Source organism: Sedimentitalea nanhaiensis DSM 24252, from assembly GCF_000473225.1.
GTDB lineage: Bacteria > Pseudomonadota > Alphaproteobacteria > Rhodobacterales > Rhodobacteraceae > Sedimentitalea > Sedimentitalea nanhaiensis.
Map to the genome: position 1 here is coordinate 3361661 of NZ_KI421509.1, position 16429 is coordinate 3378089.

Consider the following 16429-nt stretch of genomic DNA (forward strand, 5'->3'; position numbering starts at 1 on the left):
CCTGACAGGAAAGGGCTGCCATGGCGACCTATCTTTTTGACTGGGTGGATGCTTTTACCGCCCGCCCGTTCAGCGGCAATGGCTGTGCAGTCGTGCATCAGGGCGCTGACCTGGATGCAGACGTCTGCATGGCCTTTGTGCGCGAGACATCGCTGGTCGAGTGCACCTTTACTGGGCCTTCGCGTGTGGCGGATATCCGTGTGCGTTACTTTCTGGCCAGCCGTGAGATCCCCTTTGCCGGGCATCCGACCATCGCAACCGTCGCCGCAATGCGATCGCGCGGTCTGATCGAAAGCAACAGCCTGACGCTGGAGACCGGTGCCGGGCTGGTGACGGTGACACTGGATGGCGATCTGATCGAAATGACCCAGGTCGCGCCAAAGTTCGGTGCAAAACCCAATGCTGCGCGGGTGGCGATGGCCATTGGCCTGATGCCCGAGACCATTGTCGCGCCGCCCCAACTGGTGTCTACCGGGCTGCCGTTCTGCATCACCGTGCTGCGGGACCAGGCCGATCTGCGCGCCGCACGGCTGAACGTTGAAGCCCTGCGGAATCTCGCGGTCGAGTTGGGCCATGACGACACCGATGTCATGGAACCGTTTTTGGTCACGCTGGGCGGCGCAACGGTCGAGGGCGACACGTTCTCTCGGCTGCTTCTGGCGCCGCCCAGCCCGCCCGAAGATCCATTTACCGGATCGGCTACGGGGGCGATGGCGGCCTATCTGTGGCACCACGGATTGATCGACAAGGATTGTTTCATCGCCCAGCAGGGCCATTGGATGGGCCGCCCGGGTCAGGCGCGGGTCATTCGCGTTGGTCCCAGAGACGCCATGACCGGGATCAAGGTGGCGGGCGAGGGATATGTGTTGATGCGGGGCGAAATTGACCTGCCCGAGCCGCAACGGTGAGCGCATCTGAGCCAGCCATCGCGGTTCTGCCCTATGGGCTGACGCTGGGGGCTGAGGCGGCGGATCGGCCGCTGGTCGATTTGAGTTGGCCTCTGGGCTGCCCGGACCGGTTGCGGGGCGGGCGCATATCAGATCTGGCTCCGACAGATCACCTGATCGTCTATCCCAAGACGGCATTGCATTTCCGGCTGCGTTGGCACTGCCCGGCGCGGGTGTCGATCATGGTCGTCGAACCCAACATCATGCATGGTCATCATCTGCGGTTGCTGCGGGCAACCCACAGGCGGTTCTTTCGCGTGTTCAGTTATGATGAAGATTTTCTGGCGCGAATTCCGAATGGCCTGTTTTTGCCCTATGGCACGACCTGGGTGCCGGACTGGCGGGATCTGAAGATTGACAAGACCGCAACGATGTCGCTGATCGCCTCGGGGAAACGGGATCATCCGGGTCACAAGCTGCGCCATGACATGGTCGAATTTGTACAGAATCAGGGCCTGGATGTTCAGGTGATGGGGCGCGGATATACGCCGTTCGAGCAGAAATCCGACGGGCTGGCGCCGTTCCGGTTCTCGATCGTGATCGAGAACGTCCAGCAGCGAAACTATTTCTCCGAAAAGCTGATCGATGCAATTTTGTGTGAAACCGTGCCAATCTATTGGGGCTGTCCGAACATCAGCGATTTCATGGACACATCGGCCATGATTCTGTGTCAGGATGCGGCGCAAATGCAGGCGGCGATCCGGTCGGCATCCGCTGCAGACTATGACCGCCGTCTGGCGGCGCTACAGGAGCTAAAGCCCGTCGCAGCGGCGTACGATCACCTGGAAACCCGCGCGGCTACGGCGTTGCGTGACAGCATGTAAGGTGTTGCTCTGGATTTCTTGCAGTAAATACAGCGCGATAAAGGACCGCATGTTGTTGTGCTGCCGGATACTGCCATCGGGCAGGCCGCCTTTCACCTGCAGGGCTGGGTTATGGCCACTCTGAAATCCGATATTGATGGATATTCCGGTTGTGTCTGCCGGTTCCCGCCGGCCGTCCGAATGCGCGGCCTGCGCATTGATCGGGGCAGCGTCACCGGTTCGAAATACGCTCAGCCTGCAAGAAAGCCCGTGCTTGATCTGCGGTCGCTCACCTGCGGTCAAACGACCTGGGTCAGTTGGTACGGTAGCTCCAATTCCGGCTTGGGCTAAAGGCATAGGCCCGCCGCACGAGGCGGCGGACATAGGGTCATGCATCGGGCTGGCAGCCTACCCGGCGATCAGGCCCATGTTTTCCAGCTTCAACAGAACCTGATGGGCGCAGTTATCCACATCGGTGCCTTCGGTTTCGACGCGCAGTTCGGGGTTTTCGGGGACGTCGTAGGGATCGGAGATTCCGGTGAATTCTTTGATCTTGCCTTCGCGCGCCAGCTTGTACAGGCCCTTGCGGTCGCGGCGTTCGCATTCCTCGATGCTGGTGGCGACATGGACTTCGAGAAACGCGCCATAAGCTTCGATGTCCTCGCGTACGGCGCGCCGGGTCGTGGCATATGGTGCGATCGGGGCGCAGATGGCGATGCCGCCGTTCTTGGTGATCTCGCTGGCCACGTAACCGATGCGGCGGATGTTCAGGTCGCGGTGTTCTTTACTGAATCCCAACTCGCTGGACAGGTTCTTGCGCACGATATCGCCGTCCAGCAGCGTCACCGGACGTCCGCCCATTTCCATCAGCTTGACCATAAGTGCGTTGGCAATAGTGGATTTTCCCGACCCCGAGAAGCCGGTGAAAAACACGGTAAAGCCCTGCTTGGACCGGGGGGGACGGGTGCGGCGCAGCTCTTTTACAACCTCGGGAAAGCTGAACCATTCGGGGATTTCCAGACCTTCCTGCAGCCGGCGGCGCAGTTCGGTGCCGGAGATGTTCAGGATCGTGACATTGTCGCGATCTTCGATCTCGTCGTTGGGCTCGTATTGGGCGCGTTCCTGCACATAGACCATGTGTTTGAAATCGACCATTTCGATGCCCATTTCGTCCTGGTGCTGGCGAAACAGATCCTGGGCATCGTAAGGGCCATAAAAATCCTCGCCCGCGCTGTTCTTGCCAGGGCCGGCATGGTCACGTCCGACGATGAAGTGGGTGCAGCCGTGGTTCTTGCGGATCAGCCCGTGCCAGACCGCCTCGCGCGGGCCGGCCATGCGCATTGCCAGATTCAAGAGGCTCATCGAGGTGGTGGCGGCAGGATACTTGTCCAGCACCGCCTCGTAACACCGCACGCGGGTAAAGTGATCGACATCGCCAGGTTTGGTCAGGCCGACAACCGGGTGAATCAACAGGTTGGCCTGTGCTTCGCGCGCGGCACGAAAGGTCAACTCCTGATGCGCACGGTGCAGCGGGTTGCGCGTCTGAAACGCGACAATCCGGCGCCAGCCCAGCTTGCGGAAATAGGCGCGCAACTCGTTCGGCGTGTCGCGGCTGCCCCGGAAGTCGTAATGCACGGGCTGCTGAATACCGGTTACCGGGCCACCCAGATAGATCGCGCCGGCCTGGTTGTGCAGATGATTTACCGCCGGATGCGCGATGTCATCGGCGCCAAACACCATCTTCGCCTCGCGCGCCTTGTTGGGTGTCCAGCGATCGGCAACGGTCATGGTCGCCAGGATCACGCCTTCCTGGTCGCGCAGGGCGATGTCCTCGCCAATTTCCAGGGACTCCGCGAAGGCTTCGGAGACATCCAGATTGATTGGCATCGGCCAAAGAGTGCCGTCCGCCAGGCGCATATTCTCGACAACACTGTCATAATCGGCTTGGTCGAGGAACCCCTTGAGCGGGTTGAAGCCGCCATTCATCAGCAGTTCCAGATCACAGATCTGGCGCGGGGTCAGGTCATGACTTTTGAGGTCACCGGCTTCGACCTTCAGCTTTTGGGCGGAGTCATAGGAAACATATAGCTCGGGGATCGGAGCCAGGTTGGCTAGCATCGTCATCGGTACTCTCTCAGCTGTGCGTGTGTGCATCGGGCCGCGATCAGCCCGGTCGCGCGCGGCATAGACCCGGAGCATCGGAGAAGTCTAGGGAATTGGACGCAAAACCTGTAAATCGGGAGGTTATGGCGCAGCTTGCGGCAGATTCGCGACAATATTCCGCGAATCCGACCGGGGCGAAAGAGGCAGTTCCGCCGCAGTTTCGACGCGCGGCAGCTAGTCCTGTTCGGCCAGGAACCGCTCTGCTTCCAGCGCCGCCATACAGCCCATACCCGCGCTGGTCACCGCCTGGCGGTATTTGTGATCTGTCAGATCGCCGGCCGCAAAAACACCCGGAATGCTGGTTTCGGTACTGTCCGGTTTGGTGACGACATAGCCGCCCATGTGGGTTTCCAGCACGTCCTTGACCAGTTCGTTGGCCGGGGCATGGCCGATGGCGACAAAGACTCCCATGGCCGGGATTTCGGTGATTTCACCGGTTTGCACGTGTTTCACCCGCACGGCTTCGACGCCCAGCGGGCTTTCGGTGCCGACAACCTCGTCCAGTTCGTGGAACCACATCGGTACGATCTTGGGGTTCTTCATCAGACGGTCGATCAGGATCTTTTCGGCACGCAACTCGTCACGGCGATGGATCAATGTCACCTTGCTGGCGAAATTGGTCAGAAACAGTGCCTCTTCGACGGCGGTGTTTCCGCCGCCGATCACCACGATTTCCTGACCGCGATAGAAAAACCCGTCACAGGTGGCACAGGCAGAGACGCCAAAGCCCTTGAACTTCTCCTCGGATGGCAGGCCCAGCCATTTCGCCCGCGCTCCGGTCGCCAGGATGACCGCATCGGCGGTATAGGTGGTGCCGCTGTCCCCCTTGGCGGTGAAAGGGCGTTTGGACAGCTCCAGATCGGTGATGATGTCGCCCACGATCTCGCAGCCCATCGCCTTGGCATGGGCTTCCATCCGCAGCATCAGATCGGGGCCTTGCACCTCGGAATCACCGGGCCAGTTTTCGACCTCGGTGGTGGTGGTCAGCTGTCCTCCGGGTTCAAGCCCCTGCACCAGAAGAGGGTTCAGCATCGCGCGGCTGGCATAGACGCCCGCAGTATAGCCCGCCGGGCCCGAGCCGATAATCAGAACCCTGGTGTGACGCGATTCGCCCATGACAATCCCCATTGCAGTGTGATGTGTAGGCCATTGGCCCTTCGGAAAGTCGATATAGCGATGGACCCGACGAGCTTAAACCCCATATCCACGAGGGGTGCCCTGGGGACGCCGGGGTGGGTCCGCCCCTACAAACGGTCGCGACGTTTGGGGAAACATTATTGCGTGTACCGGTTGCACTGCTATAAGAAACGAAAATCCCTGGGAGCAGAAAATGGTCGCAATACGCCTTGATCCGATTGATCGCAAGATCCTGTCGGAATTGCAGGCTGATGGTCGGATGACCAACGTGGAACTGGCCAAGCGGGTCGGGATTTCGGCGCCGCCTTGCCTGCGCCGCGTGCGGACGTTGGAAGAATCAGGTCTGATCCGCGGTTATCACGCCGAAGTCGATGCCCGCGAACTTGGATTCGAGGTGCAGGTTTTTGCCATGGTCGGGCTGGACAGTCAGGCCGAAGCCGAATTGATCGCCTTTGAAGAACGATGCCGCAACTGGCCGCTGGTGCGCGAATGCCACATGCTGAACGGCGAAGTGGATTTCATCCTGAAATGCGTCGCCCCGGATCTAAGCAGTTTTCAGAGCTTTTTGACGGGTGAATTGCTGAGCACTCCGAACGTGGGCAGCGTCAAGACGTCGCTGGTGATCCGGGGGGCCAAAGACGACCCGGGCGTGCCGTTCGATATTCTGGAACAGCGCCTGAGCCGCAGCGCCTGATTGCGTTGCCGCTCAGGTATCGCGTGCATCCATCGGCCCGTCGCCCGCGCGGGCATGGGCCAGATCTCCAAAATCTGCACATTGATCGATATGGGGAAACAGGTTCAGGTAAACCGCGCGCATTGCGGGGCTGAGCGTGCGCAGCGCGTCGGGGCCGGGGTGGTAGGTTTCGAACTCCAGCCCCGCGACACGGATCACCGCATGACGCGGCAGGCAGATATGGAACAGTTCGACGGCAGTCGGCGGTGCGGTTTCGATCACGTTCATCCCATCCTGAAACTGTTGCACCGGCGTCAGGACACGCATGCCGTCCGCCTGGGCGCGCAGGTGATCGGGCGTGTTCAACAACCGGGCGGATGGGCCGGCCAGGACGTAGGACATCGGACGCTGGATGCCAAAACTGTCCGCCATGATCCGGGTCAGGCGCAGATTGCGGCCCTGCGAGCCCGGGCGTCCCGGCACCAGGGTGGTCCGTCCCTTCCAAAGCAGAGGCTGCGCGGTTCCGTCGCCGGTGATGATCCGGTCGCCCGGCAACAGGTCTTCGACCGCGACAAGCCCGGTCTCGGTTTCGACCATCGAGCCGCGTGAAAAGGCACAGAACGCATCCTCGAACAGCTGCAGGGCAGGGGCGACATGACAAGTCTCGGCAATCCCGCCTCCGGGGCGCAGGGAGAGAACCTCGTATCGGCGCAATTGCGGTTTGTGTTGGGCGCGCAGGGCGGCAGGATCGTTTATTGCAAATGGTGCGGTTTGCAATGCGCGCTGGACAGAGCGCGGCAATGGGGCTGGCGGTGTCATGGTCGGTCGGTCCGTTCCGGCGGGTCGAATCTGCGTCGGCCCCCACCGACAACGCAGATCGACACAGGTGTGTATCAAATCTGCATGGGGACAGTTTTGGCCGAATTTCATTAAAAATGTCAACGAACTGTCGGCGGTTTGGTTAACCCTCTACAGTCGGATGACAGAGATCAGCCGCCCATAGTCCGCATCTTTTTTGTGGGTGCTGCGGCGATAGGAATAGAACCGGTCGGGATCGGAATATGTACAGTGCCGGGTCCATTCGGCCTGACCGACACCGGCGCGGCGCAGCCGGTGCAATCCAAAGCCGGGCAGGTCGAATTGCAGCCGATCACCCTCGCCATTGGCAAAGAACCGGGCGTTTTCGGTGTCATCGGCCATGAACGCGTCCAGAAACTCTGGCCCGACCTCATATGCCCGCTGGCTGATCGAGGGGCCGATCACCGCCGCGATGTTCTGACGCTCCGCGCCGAGCTGTTCCATCGCGTCCACGGTTGCCTCGAGCACTCCGTCCAGTGCTCCGCGCCATCCGGCATGGGCTGCACCGATCACGCCCGCCTGTGCATCCGCAAACAGCACCGGCTGGCAATCGGCGGTCAGCACCGACAGGGCCAGACCCGGCGTTGCAGTCACCAATGCATCGGCGCGTGGCTTGTCGGGCAGCGGGGCCGTTACGCACACCACGTCGGGGGAATGCACCTGATGGACTGCGACGAGCGCCTGGGGATCGACCTGCATCGCATCGGCGACGCGGGCGCGGTTGATCGTCACCATGTCGGTCTGATCGGACGATCCACTACCACAGTTCAGCCCGGTGAACACGCCGGAGGATGCCCCGCCGCGCCGGGTGAAGAACCCGTGGCGCAGAGGTGACAATATGTCAGCTGTCAATATTTCCAGGGTCATCGATCAAATCCGGGTGGCGGAACGCTTTCGGCAGGGAACAGGGCCAGCGTCTTGAACAGGTTTCCCATTTCATCGGGATGCGTCAACCGGCGATGTGCGGCGATCAGCGCTTCCAGCGCCGCGCCCTGCAATGTGCCTGCCAGGGCCCGGGCGCGCGTAGTGATGCCCAGCCGTTCCAGAAAAACCCCCTGCGTTGTCAGGCGGCTATGGGCACAACCTGCGGCGCCGGCAGCGGTGGCTAGCGCCTCGAAATCCACATGTGCGGTCAGATCGGCCTCTCCCGGTGAGGCGAGAACGTCCGTTGTTTCGTGATGTCGGAGCGCTTGCAACGTGTCCCCCAACGAGCGCCAGTCGCCATAATCGACGATCAGAGCGGCCCCGCCATGGCTGGCGATTCGCCGGGCCACCGCATCGATGATCGCGCTGGCGGCGGGGCAGGTCTCGATCAGATCGCCGTCCTGGGTGTCGCCGATCCGATATGCCAGCGCTGGGTTTGGCGTGGGTTCGGTCAGGCCAAAGACCAGATCATCCCCTGAAACGCCGACTCTCCGTTCCTGCCAGCAATCGCCTGCGCGGACGAACTGGCGGATTGGCAGCGCGTCAAAGAACTCATTGGCGATAATGAACAAGGGCCGGTCAGGCAACCGGTCGGCTTCCTGCAGCCATTCGGGGGCATGACCGGCCAGCGCCAGCGCCTGTTTTGCCCGCAGGGTGGGCGAAGCTTCGATCAACGCGATCTGCGCGGCCTGATGAAATCCGGGCACGGCGTGGGTGGCACGCAGCAGATCCGCCATCAGCGTGCCGCGGCCAGGCCCAAGCTCGGCCAGGGTAAACGGAGTGGGGCGGCCCTGATCGATCCAGGATTGCGCCAGTGCCAGCCCGAGCAGCTCGCCGAACATCTGACTGATTTCGGGCGCGGTGGTGAAATCCCCATCCGCGCCCAGCGGGTCGCGGGTTGTGTAGTATCCCAGCGTCGGGTGCAGCAGGCAGTCGTGCATAAAGCTGGCAATGCTGATCGGTCCGTCGTGACGGATGCGTTCGACAAGGCGTTGCTTTGGCGTCATATGGCGCCTCTGCACCGCGCCCGCAGGACGAGCCACAGCCCGAGTGCGATCATCGGCAGCGACAGGATTTGTCCCATGGTCAGCCCATATCCGCTCAGATGCCAGGCCAATCCCAATGGGTTGCCGGGGGTGACGAACTGGGCGTCTGGCTGGCGCACGAACTCCACCAGAAACCGCGCCAGACCATATCCGGCAAAGAACGTTCCGCTGACCAGGCCAGGCCGTTTCAAACCGCTGCGCCGGTAGACGAGCCACAACAACAGGGCACCCAGGAGCGCGCCTTCGAGCACCGCTTCGTACAATTGCGAGGGGTGGCGTGCGCACAGGCCCGCAATACCGGGGCAATCCTGTGCTGCCGCACCGGGAAAGATAACGCCCCAGGGCAGGTCGGTGGGCCGTCCCCACAGTTCGGCGTTGATGAAATTGGCGAGCCGACCCAGTAACAACCCCGCGGGTATCGTGTGGGCGACCAGATCGGCCACGCCCAACGCGGGCAGCCGATGTCGGCGGGTGTAGAGCCAGACGGCGATGACGACCCCTGTCAGCCCGCCGTGAAACGACATGCCCCCCTGCCAGATGCGAAGGATCTCGACCGGGTTCTGCAGGTAATATGCGGGTTGGTAAAACAGCACGAATCCCAGCCGCCCGCCCAGGATCACCCCCAGGATGATCCAGGTCAGCATGTCTTCGATCTGTTCAGGCGTCATGGGGACGGTGTCGTTCGGCCACAGGTTGGACCGGCGCACCGCCGCGACTCCCAATCGCCAGGCGATGAGAATGCCGGCGATATAGGCCAGAGCATACCAGCGCAGAGCGAACTCCATCCCGAACAGCGAGATCGAGAAGAGGTTGGGGGACAGATCGGGAAATTGGAGAACTGCATACATGGGCGCTTCAATGCCCGTGGGATAATGCGGAAGTCAACCTTGTCCCTGCGGTTTGTATTGCCCATAAAGAGGGCATCGCGACACGGAGATGACAGATGCAAACCCGCAACAAGATCCTGGACGACATTTCGCAGTTGATGACCAACGCCATGGGCGTCGCCCAAGGGGCCAAGGACGAAGCGGAAACAGCGATGAAATCGATGTTGGACCGCTGGCTGGCCGATCGCGATTTTGTCACGCGCGAAGAATTCGATGCAGTGCGCGCCATGGCGCAAAAGGCGCGCGAGGAAAACGAGACGCTTGCTGCGCGCATCGCGGCGCTGGAGACCAAGAGCCAGGACTGATCCAAAGGCGGCGCTGCCGCGCCAATCTTATCCACCGTTTTTCAGGCGCGACGCACCACAGCGGTGTCGCGCCTTTCCCTTGCCCGGATGCCTTTTGTACGGGCTGCCCGCGACATCTCGGCCAAAAGTGCAGGCTATCCACAACTTATTGCGGCCTCCCCCCAAATAGGGGGTTGTCACAGCGCCACCCTCGGCGCACCATATCTGGTATGGATACGGGGGATCGCCCCGGTCTGTAGAGCAGGCAGCTAGCGCTTGGGGCGCTGCACAGACCCCTTCGCTAGAGATCAGTGAGGTGGCATCATGGCCCTTTCCGAGCAGTATCTGGAAGACGACATTCACCCGATCGATATCGTCGAGCACATCGCGTCCGATCACGATTGGGATTTCGATCGCATCGGCGACGATCAGATCGCGATGGCGGTCGAAGGACAATGGCGCACCTATTCGATCACGCTTGCCTGGTCCGGATATGACGAAACCCTGCGTATGGTCTGTACCTTCGAGATGGATCCGCCCGAGAACAAGTTGGGCCAGCTTTATGAGTTGATCAACGAGATGAACGATCAATGCTGGGCCGGTGCCTTTACCTATTGGGGCGAACAGAAGCTGATGGTCTATCGTTACGGTCTGGTGTTGAGCGGCGGCCAGATGGCCAGCCCCGAGCAGATCGATACGATGATCAGCGCCGCGGTATTGAGCGCCGAGCGCTATTATCCGGCAGTCCAATTGATGGTCTGGGGCGACCGCACCCCGCGCGAGGCGATGCAGGTCGCCATTGCAGAGGCTTACGGGCGCGCGTAAACCCCGCCCTGAACCGGATGGGGAGGGGTTTCATGGATATGTCGAGGGTTGCCGAACGCGGCTTGGTATTGCTGGGATGTGGCAAGATGGGGTCCGCCATGTTGGCCGGATGGCTGGATGGTGGATTGGCTGCCGGCTCGGTCTGGGTGATTGATCCGAAGCCCTCCGATTGGGTCAAGGCGCAGGGGCTGCATCTGAACGAACGCCTGCCGCCGCAACCGGCGATTGTTCTGGTGGCGGTCAAGCCACAGATGATGGGCGAGGCTTTGCCGGCTTTGGCGGAACTGGGGGGCGGCAAGACGCTGTTCGTCTCGGTCGCGGCGGGCACCCCGATTGCGGCGTTTGAAGCCGCGTTCGGGGCTGACACGCCGATCGTGCGCGCGATGCCGAATACCCCTGCAGCCGTGGGGCGTGGGATCACGGCGCTGATCGGCAATGCCACTGCGGGAGCCGAAGATCTGGACCTTGCCGAGGCGTTGTTATCGGCCGTTGGCCAGACGGTGCGTCTGGACACCGAGGCGCAGATGGACGCTGTGACCGGGGTCAGTGGATCGGGTCCGGCCTATGTGTTTCATCTGATTGAAACTCTGGCAGCGGCCGGCGAGGCGCAGGGGTTGCCAGCCGATCTGGCGATGAAGCTGGCAAAGGCGACCGTTGCCGGGGCAGGTGCGCTGGCAGAGACCGCCCGGGAGGACCCAACCCAATTGCGGGTGAATGTCACCAGTCCGAATGGCACGACACAGGCCGCGCTGGAGGTGCTGATGAATGAGACATCCGGCTTTCCCGCCTTGCTGGAGCGCGCCGTCGCCGCAGCGACCGAAAGATCCAGGGAGTTGTCCCGTGGCTGACATATCGTTTGATGATTTCCTGAAGGTGGACATTCGCGTCGGAACGGTTCTGCGGGCCGAAGAGTATCCCGAGGCGCGCAAGCCTGCGATCAAGCTGTGGGTCGATTTCGGTGGCGAGATCGGCGAGCGGAAAACCTCGGCGCAGATTACGGCGCATTACCAGCCGGAGGCCTTGGTCGGAAAACAGGTGCTGGCGGTGGTCAATTTCCCGCCGCGCCAGATTGGCAAATTCATGTCCGAGGTTTTGGTATTGGGATTGCCGGATGCGGCGGGGCAGATCGTGCTCATCGGTCCCGACGGATCGGTGCCCAATGGTGGGAGGATGCACTGATGCGCCTGCTGATAACGCGACCGATGCCAGCCGAGGTTCAGGACAGGGCCACCGCTGCATTTGACTGTGAGATCCGCGAGCGTAACGCGCCGCTGGATCGTGGCGAGTTGATCAACGCGTTGCAGGGGTTCGATGCGGTGATGCCTACCTTGGGCGACCGGTTCACATCCGAGATCTTTGATGCGGCACAACAGCCGCGGTGCAAGGTGCTGGCCAACTTCGGCGTTGGGTATAACCACATTGACGTTGCTGCGGCGCGGGCGGTGGGGATCGCGGTGAGCAACACGCCCGGTGCAGTGACGGATGCGACGGCGGATATTGCCATGACGCTGATTCTGATGAGTGCGCGTCGGGCTGGCGAAGGCGAGCGTCTGGTCCGGGCGGGCCGTTGGCAGGGATGGCATCCGACGCAATTGTTGGGGATGCATGTCACTGGGCGGACTGTTGGCATTGTCGGGATGGGCCGCATCGGCCAAGCCATCGCCCGCCGGTGTCATTACGGGTTTGGAATGACTGTTCACTATCACTCGCGCTCGGCCAAGACTGTCGAGTTTCCGGCGCAGCGGGCCGGTAGTTTGGCGGAACTGGCCTCCGGGGTGGATGTGCTGGTGGCCGCAGTGCCCGGCAGTCCGCAGACGCATCATCTGATTGACGCCGACGTTCTGGCCGCGATGCGCCCCGGCGCGTATCTGGTCAATATCTCGCGCGGGAATGTGGTGGATGAGACGGCATTGATTGATGCGCTGTGTCAGCGGCGCATCGCCGGGGCGGGGCTGGATGTTTACGAGTTTGAGCCACAGGTTCCGCAAGCGTTGATCGATATGGAAAACGTGGTGCTGCTGCCGCATCTCGGAACCGGAGCGCTGGACGTTCGTACGGCGATGGGGCACATGGCGCTGGACAATGTCGCCGCGTTTTTTGACGGAGCGGAATTGCCAAATCCGGTGTGACAAGCGGTGGCCGACACAATTGCAACACCCCGGATGCCGTCGCCTAATGAAGGACCGCGATCGGAGCGGAAGCCACGGCACGGGATACGGTCAGAGTGGCGACAACCGTCAGTCAAACACCCAAGGGACAGACGGCGCCAATTCGGACGTAACCGCGTTGAGACTGCGGGTTTCCATGCCGATGGCCTCGTATCGGCAGCCCATCGTGGATGGGGCGATCTCAATCAACGAGGCAAAACGCTTGTTGCGTGAAACCTTGATGTTGCAACAGGTGTTGATCGAAATAAAGGGTTCTCTGGAAGAAGAAAGCGTCGGGGCCGTTCCCTGGCGGAGCGCCTGCGGCGCACGCGATTTCTGGTTTGGCACCCCGCTCACCCGTGGCGCTGAACCAGCACCGATCCCACCGAGTATCCGGCCCCGAAGGAACAGATCAGCCCGTGGTCACGATCCTGCAAGTCGCTGGAATATTTTGAGAATGCGATGATCGAACCGGCCGAGGATGTGTTGGCGTAATCCTGCAGGATGTTGGGCTGCTCGCCGGGGGTCGGGGCGCGGCCAAGAACCTTTTTGCCGATGAAATCGTTCATCGCCTTGTTGGCCTGATGCAGCCACAGGCGTTTGAGATCCGACGCGTGAATACCCTCTGCCGCGATGTGATCGGCGATATGGGCGCTGACCATGGGGAGCACTTCCTTGAACACCTTGCGCCCGTTCTGCATGAACTGCATGTCGCGCCTCTCTTTGACGCCATCCGGGCGCGAGCGGCGCAAAAATCCGTTGTTGTTGCGAATGTTGTTGGAAAATGAGGTTGCGCAACGAGTTGATTTTATTTCGAAATATGCCCCTTTTGCGTCTTCGGCGCGTTCGATCAGGGTGGCAGTGGCAACGTCGCCAAAGATGAAGTGGCAATCGCGGTCGCGCCACTCCAGATGGGCCGAGCAGATTTCCGGATTCACCACCAGCGCCTTGCTGACCGAGCCGGTGCGGACCATGTCGGCAGCGGCCTGGATGCCGAAGGTGGCCGAGGAGCAGGCGACGTTCATGTCAAAGGCAAAGCCTTGAATACCCAGAAGATTCTGGATTTCAATGGCCACGGCGGGATAGGCGCGTTCCATGTTCGAGGCGGCGCAGATCACCAGATCCACCTCAGCCGCCGTGCGCCCGGCCGCGGCCAGTGCCTTGTGCGCGGCATCGACACCCATTTCGGCCATCAGGGCGGGTTCGTCGTCGGCGCGTTGGCGCAGCGCCGGGTACATCCGGGTCGGGTCAAGAACGCCTGATTTGTCAATGACATAGCGTTGTTCGATGCCCGATGCCTTGACGATGAAATCCTCGCTGGAATGGTCTTTGGCGTCGAGTTCTCCGGCGGCGATCGCGTCTGCGTTTTCGGCATTGTAGCGGTCGGCATAGGCGTTGAAGGCAACCACCAGTTCGGCGTTGGTGATGGTCAGTTCGGGGGTGAAAACACCGGTGCCGGTGATGGCGGGCGTGTGCATGACGGGCTCCTGAAAAGGGTCGTCAGATGTGGACCCAAACCCGGCGCAAGGTCAAGCCACAGCGGGGTATGGCACGCGTACATACTGCGTACAGACCGGTGGTACAGCCGGTTGTTTCGGATTTGGCAGCAGAATTGATCCCAGATCCGAAACAGGGAGACCACGATGACACCGGACGTGGGTGGCAAGCCGAAACGACGAAACGCGAGGCGAGAATGTGTATTGCGTCAACGAGGCGTTGCAGCGGCTGGAATACGATCTGCACATCCATCTGAACCACATGCGGCGCATCCCGGTCGAATGGGAGCAGATCTATACCGACCGCTGCCATCACAAGAGCAGGATCACCATGCGGGTGAAACAGGACGTGCTGATGGGGGGGCGGCGAGACGATGACGGAATACCGCGAGACCCGCTGGGCCGACCGCGACCGGCCTGAGTTCGGCGATCTGGGCAAGATGATGCGCGAACATCGCGGGGAATAGGGCGGGTTGCGGACAATCAGAAACAGGTATTCAGGCGACGGCCAGAGACAGCGTTTTCTTGCAAATGCGTTCGGGCCATCACCTGAATGCAATCGAGCGCAACACGCTTTGGCGGGGTCAGTGCAGGCGGGCGCGCACCAGATAGGCGGTGATTGTGGTTTCCCCCAGCGCCCGCATCGCTTCGAGCCGGTGCAGCCCTTCGACGAGGATAAAGCCGGTGCCATCGGCGCGGACCTGAATCGGGGTGGTCTGGCCATTGTCGATCAGGTCTTCGGCGAGGGTCTGCACCTTGTCCGCATCCAGCGTTTTGGCCCGCTTGGCGGGGACGCGGATGTCGGTGAGGGCGATCGTTTGTTTTACGAGCATGCGCGAGCATGACCGGGCTGGGAGGATTTGACCAGACACTTGATGTGGATGTTTGCCCCTGGATAACACGTGCAAATATCAAGATGTTTGCAAAAATCCCGTTTTTCTGCTACTTTCAGGTGTTCGCTGAAAATTTTGTTCGCCCACGTTATTTCGTGATGGGGCAGAAAGGTAGTTGAATGCATTCATTTTTGAAGATCAATTCGAAAACCTGTTGTGCCTTGGTTCTGATTGCTGTTGCAACCACGTCTCACAGTTCTGGGGCACTGGCCGAGTTCGCGCAGGCGCCGGGATTGCGGTGCGGAACTGAACTGGGGTGGTGCTGGGCTATCGTTCCGGGCGTGCCGGGCGCACCGTGTTCCTGTCCGGGGCCGGATGGGGACCCAATACCCGGCACCCTGTTCTGATGACCGATTCAGCCGAGGCCGACCAGCGCCAGCCGGACAGCCCAAGAAAACGAGGCTTCAGAGGCAGTTCGACCCAGATCTGGACCGCCGTGATTGGATTGATTCTGATGGCTCTCACGCTGTTCTGGAACAGTTGGGTTATTCAGGCAAAAAACGTTTTTGCAAACTTTCAGCTGGTTAACGCTGTTTTCGATCAAGTGGATTACACGGATCTGGTTTTGACTTATGACATTTGTCATCAAGCCGAAAAGGACCTGTCGTCAGCCGACGTTGCGCGCATAATGCGTTTGGGGCGCTCGTTGCAAAAACATCAGGCCTTGTTTCTGTACGCCCGAGGCGGCGCAACCGAATTGATCAACACGTTTACCCTGGAACAATTGAAATTCAGTGTTGGCAGTCTGTTCAGGAAAAAGCCGGAAATTCCGCAAAAGCAATTGTTGATGCCAATTGCCAAGGAAAACACGTCGGCAAAGGAGTTCTGCGAAAGCATATCTGCCGGGCGGGGAGATTTGGCATCGCGGACGAAAATCTGGCAGGCAAGTTTGACGGATTTTTCCTCATTACTGGAAATTTCGGCCGCGTCGCTGATGCTGAGCGGGGTAGGGCCAGGGTCAAACGAGGTCCTAGTGCAAAAATTGAACTCCAGGCTGTCGGTTGTGACCCGATGGTGGTTGCCCATTTTGAACGGGGCTTTGGGCGCGATCATCTACTGTTTGAATTTGATGATAAACAATGATCCGAAAGAGCCGCGGTTCGGTGAGGTGTTGCTGCGCACGGTATTTGGCGGCTTTGTGGGGTTGCTGGTGGCAACGCTGATCATTCCCAGCGCCATAGTTTCACCGGTTTATGCCAGCGGTGCCGCAGGGGCGTCCCTGCTGGCGTTTATTTTCGGATTTGCGCAGAACAGTTTCATAAGCATGTTGGAGCGGTTGAACAAACTGGTCGTCGAATCCACGCAAAGGAAACCGAAAAGCTGACTGTGTGGGCGTTTGTTGCAGG

The 16429-nt window shown here is 60.6% G+C and carries 20 protein-coding genes; 11 read left to right on the forward strand and 9 right to left on the reverse strand.

The features are described 5' to 3' along the window. The first annotated feature begins 20 nt into the window (after positions 1 to 20). Complete coding sequence (locus tag NANH_RS0118490; protein ID WP_027263408.1) at positions 21 to 908, forward strand: PhzF family phenazine biosynthesis protein; 888 nt, start codon at positions 21 to 23, stop codon at positions 906 to 908. Then, positions 905 to 1771 (forward strand): glycosyltransferase family 10 domain-containing protein, encoded by an 867-nt coding sequence (locus NANH_RS0118495; protein ID WP_027263409.1) that lies wholly within the window; start codon positions 905 to 907, stop codon positions 1769 to 1771. The genes NANH_RS0118490 and NANH_RS0118495 overlap by 4 nt, the downstream gene beginning before the upstream one ends. Before the next feature lie 387 nt (positions 1772 to 2158). Here NANH_RS0118495 and NANH_RS0118505 read toward each other — a convergent pair whose 3' ends face one another. Then, a complete protein-coding gene (locus tag NANH_RS0118505; RefSeq protein ID WP_027263411.1) occupies positions 2159 to 3874 on the reverse strand; it encodes a bifunctional sulfate adenylyltransferase/adenylylsulfate kinase in 1716 nt (571 codons plus the stop codon). A 213-nt stretch (positions 3875 to 4087) separates the two neighbouring features. Further along, entirely contained in the window at positions 4088 to 5029 is a 942-nt protein-coding gene (gene trxB, locus NANH_RS0118510; RefSeq protein WP_027263412.1) for a thioredoxin-disulfide reductase, read from the reverse strand. Between the two features lie 214 nt (positions 5030 to 5243). On the opposite strand from trxB, the gene NANH_RS0118515 reads away from it, so the two are divergent. Continuing rightward, on the forward strand, positions 5244 to 5744 hold the full coding sequence (locus NANH_RS0118515; protein ID WP_027263413.1) for an Lrp/AsnC family transcriptional regulator: 501 nt from the start codon (positions 5244 to 5246) through the stop codon (positions 5742 to 5744). Between the two features lie 12 nt (positions 5745 to 5756). Here NANH_RS0118515 and NANH_RS0118520 read toward each other — a convergent pair whose 3' ends face one another. From NANH_RS0118520 to lgt, 4 genes are all read right to left on the reverse strand, one after another. Further along, positions 5757 to 6542, reverse strand: a complete 786-nt coding sequence (locus NANH_RS0118520) for a Hint domain-containing protein (protein ID WP_027263414.1) — start codon at positions 6540 to 6542, stop codon at positions 5757 to 5759. Positions 6543 to 6692: 150 nt separating this feature from the next. Continuing rightward, positions 6693 to 7448: a peptidoglycan editing factor PgeF gene (pgeF, locus tag NANH_RS0118525; RefSeq protein ID WP_027263415.1), complete on the reverse strand. Its 756-nt coding sequence runs from the start codon at positions 7446 to 7448 to the stop codon at positions 6693 to 6695. Next, a complete protein-coding gene (locus tag NANH_RS0118530) occupies positions 7445 to 8512 on the reverse strand; it encodes a class I SAM-dependent methyltransferase (protein ID WP_027263416.1) in 1068 nt (355 codons plus the stop codon). The genes pgeF and NANH_RS0118530 overlap by 4 nt, the downstream gene beginning before the upstream one ends. Beyond that, the gene (gene lgt, locus NANH_RS0118535) at positions 8509 to 9399 is read right to left on the reverse strand and encodes a prolipoprotein diacylglyceryl transferase (RefSeq protein WP_027263417.1); all 891 of its coding nucleotides are present in this window, start codon (positions 9397 to 9399) and stop codon (positions 8509 to 8511) included. The genes NANH_RS0118530 and lgt overlap by 4 nt, the downstream gene beginning before the upstream one ends. A gap of 95 nt (positions 9400 to 9494) precedes the next feature. On the opposite strand from lgt, the gene NANH_RS0118540 reads away from it, so the two are divergent. The 5 genes from NANH_RS0118540 (at position 9495) to NANH_RS0118560 (ending at position 12676) form a co-directional block, all read left to right on the forward strand. Then, entirely contained in the window at positions 9495 to 9743 is a 249-nt protein-coding gene (locus NANH_RS0118540) for an accessory factor UbiK family protein (protein ID WP_027263418.1), read from the forward strand. Between the two features lie 303 nt (positions 9744 to 10046). Beyond that, complete coding sequence (locus NANH_RS0118545; protein WP_027263419.1) at positions 10047 to 10547, forward strand: type III secretion system chaperone family protein; 501 nt, start codon at positions 10047 to 10049, stop codon at positions 10545 to 10547. Between the two features lie 32 nt (positions 10548 to 10579). Continuing rightward, positions 10580 to 11395 (forward strand): pyrroline-5-carboxylate reductase, encoded by an 816-nt coding sequence (gene proC, locus NANH_RS0118550; protein WP_027263420.1) that lies wholly within the window; start codon positions 10580 to 10582, stop codon positions 11393 to 11395. Then, positions 11388 to 11726, forward strand: coding sequence for a tRNA-binding protein (locus NANH_RS0118555; RefSeq protein ID WP_027263421.1), 339 nt, complete (start codon positions 11388 to 11390; stop codon positions 11724 to 11726). Before proC ends, NANH_RS0118555 begins: the two co-directional genes overlap by 8 nt. Next, positions 11726 to 12676 carry a 2-hydroxyacid dehydrogenase gene (locus NANH_RS0118560; protein WP_027263422.1) on the forward strand — a complete coding sequence of 317 codons (951 nt, stop codon included), beginning with the start codon at positions 11726 to 11728 and terminating at the stop codon, positions 12674 to 12676. The genes NANH_RS0118555 and NANH_RS0118560 overlap by 1 nt, the downstream gene beginning before the upstream one ends. A gap of 108 nt (positions 12677 to 12784) precedes the next feature. Here NANH_RS0118560 and NANH_RS0118565 read toward each other — a convergent pair whose 3' ends face one another. Then, positions 12785 to 13042, reverse strand: a complete 258-nt coding sequence (locus NANH_RS0118565) for a hypothetical protein (RefSeq protein WP_154665583.1) — start codon at positions 13040 to 13042, stop codon at positions 12785 to 12787. A gap of 5 nt (positions 13043 to 13047) precedes the next feature. Continuing rightward, positions 13048 to 14172, reverse strand: coding sequence for a beta-ketoacyl-ACP synthase III (locus NANH_RS0118570; protein ID WP_027263424.1), 1125 nt, complete (start codon positions 14170 to 14172; stop codon positions 13048 to 13050). 217 nt (positions 14173 to 14389) lie between these two features. On the opposite strand from NANH_RS0118570, the gene NANH_RS0118575 reads away from it, so the two are divergent. After that, positions 14390 to 14611: a hypothetical protein gene (locus NANH_RS0118575; RefSeq protein ID WP_139236429.1), complete on the forward strand. Its 222-nt coding sequence runs from the start codon at positions 14390 to 14392 to the stop codon at positions 14609 to 14611. Between the two features lie 163 nt (positions 14612 to 14774). Here NANH_RS0118575 and NANH_RS0118580 read toward each other — a convergent pair whose 3' ends face one another. Next, positions 14775 to 15023 carry a ParB N-terminal domain-containing protein gene (locus NANH_RS0118580; protein WP_027263426.1) on the reverse strand — a complete coding sequence of 83 codons (249 nt, stop codon included), beginning with the start codon at positions 15021 to 15023 and terminating at the stop codon, positions 14775 to 14777. Between the two features lie 8 nt (positions 15024 to 15031). Here NANH_RS0118580 and NANH_RS28645 point away from each other — a divergent pair, with 8 nt between their 5' ends. After that, positions 15032 to 15202 (forward strand): hypothetical protein, encoded by a 171-nt coding sequence (locus tag NANH_RS28645; RefSeq protein ID WP_154665584.1) that lies wholly within the window; start codon positions 15032 to 15034, stop codon positions 15200 to 15202. 137 nt (positions 15203 to 15339) lie between these two features. Then, the gene (locus tag NANH_RS0118590) at positions 15340 to 16407 is read left to right on the forward strand and encodes a hypothetical protein (RefSeq protein ID WP_027263427.1); all 1068 of its coding nucleotides are present in this window, start codon (positions 15340 to 15342) and stop codon (positions 16405 to 16407) included. Positions 16408 to 16429 lie beyond the last annotated feature (22 nt).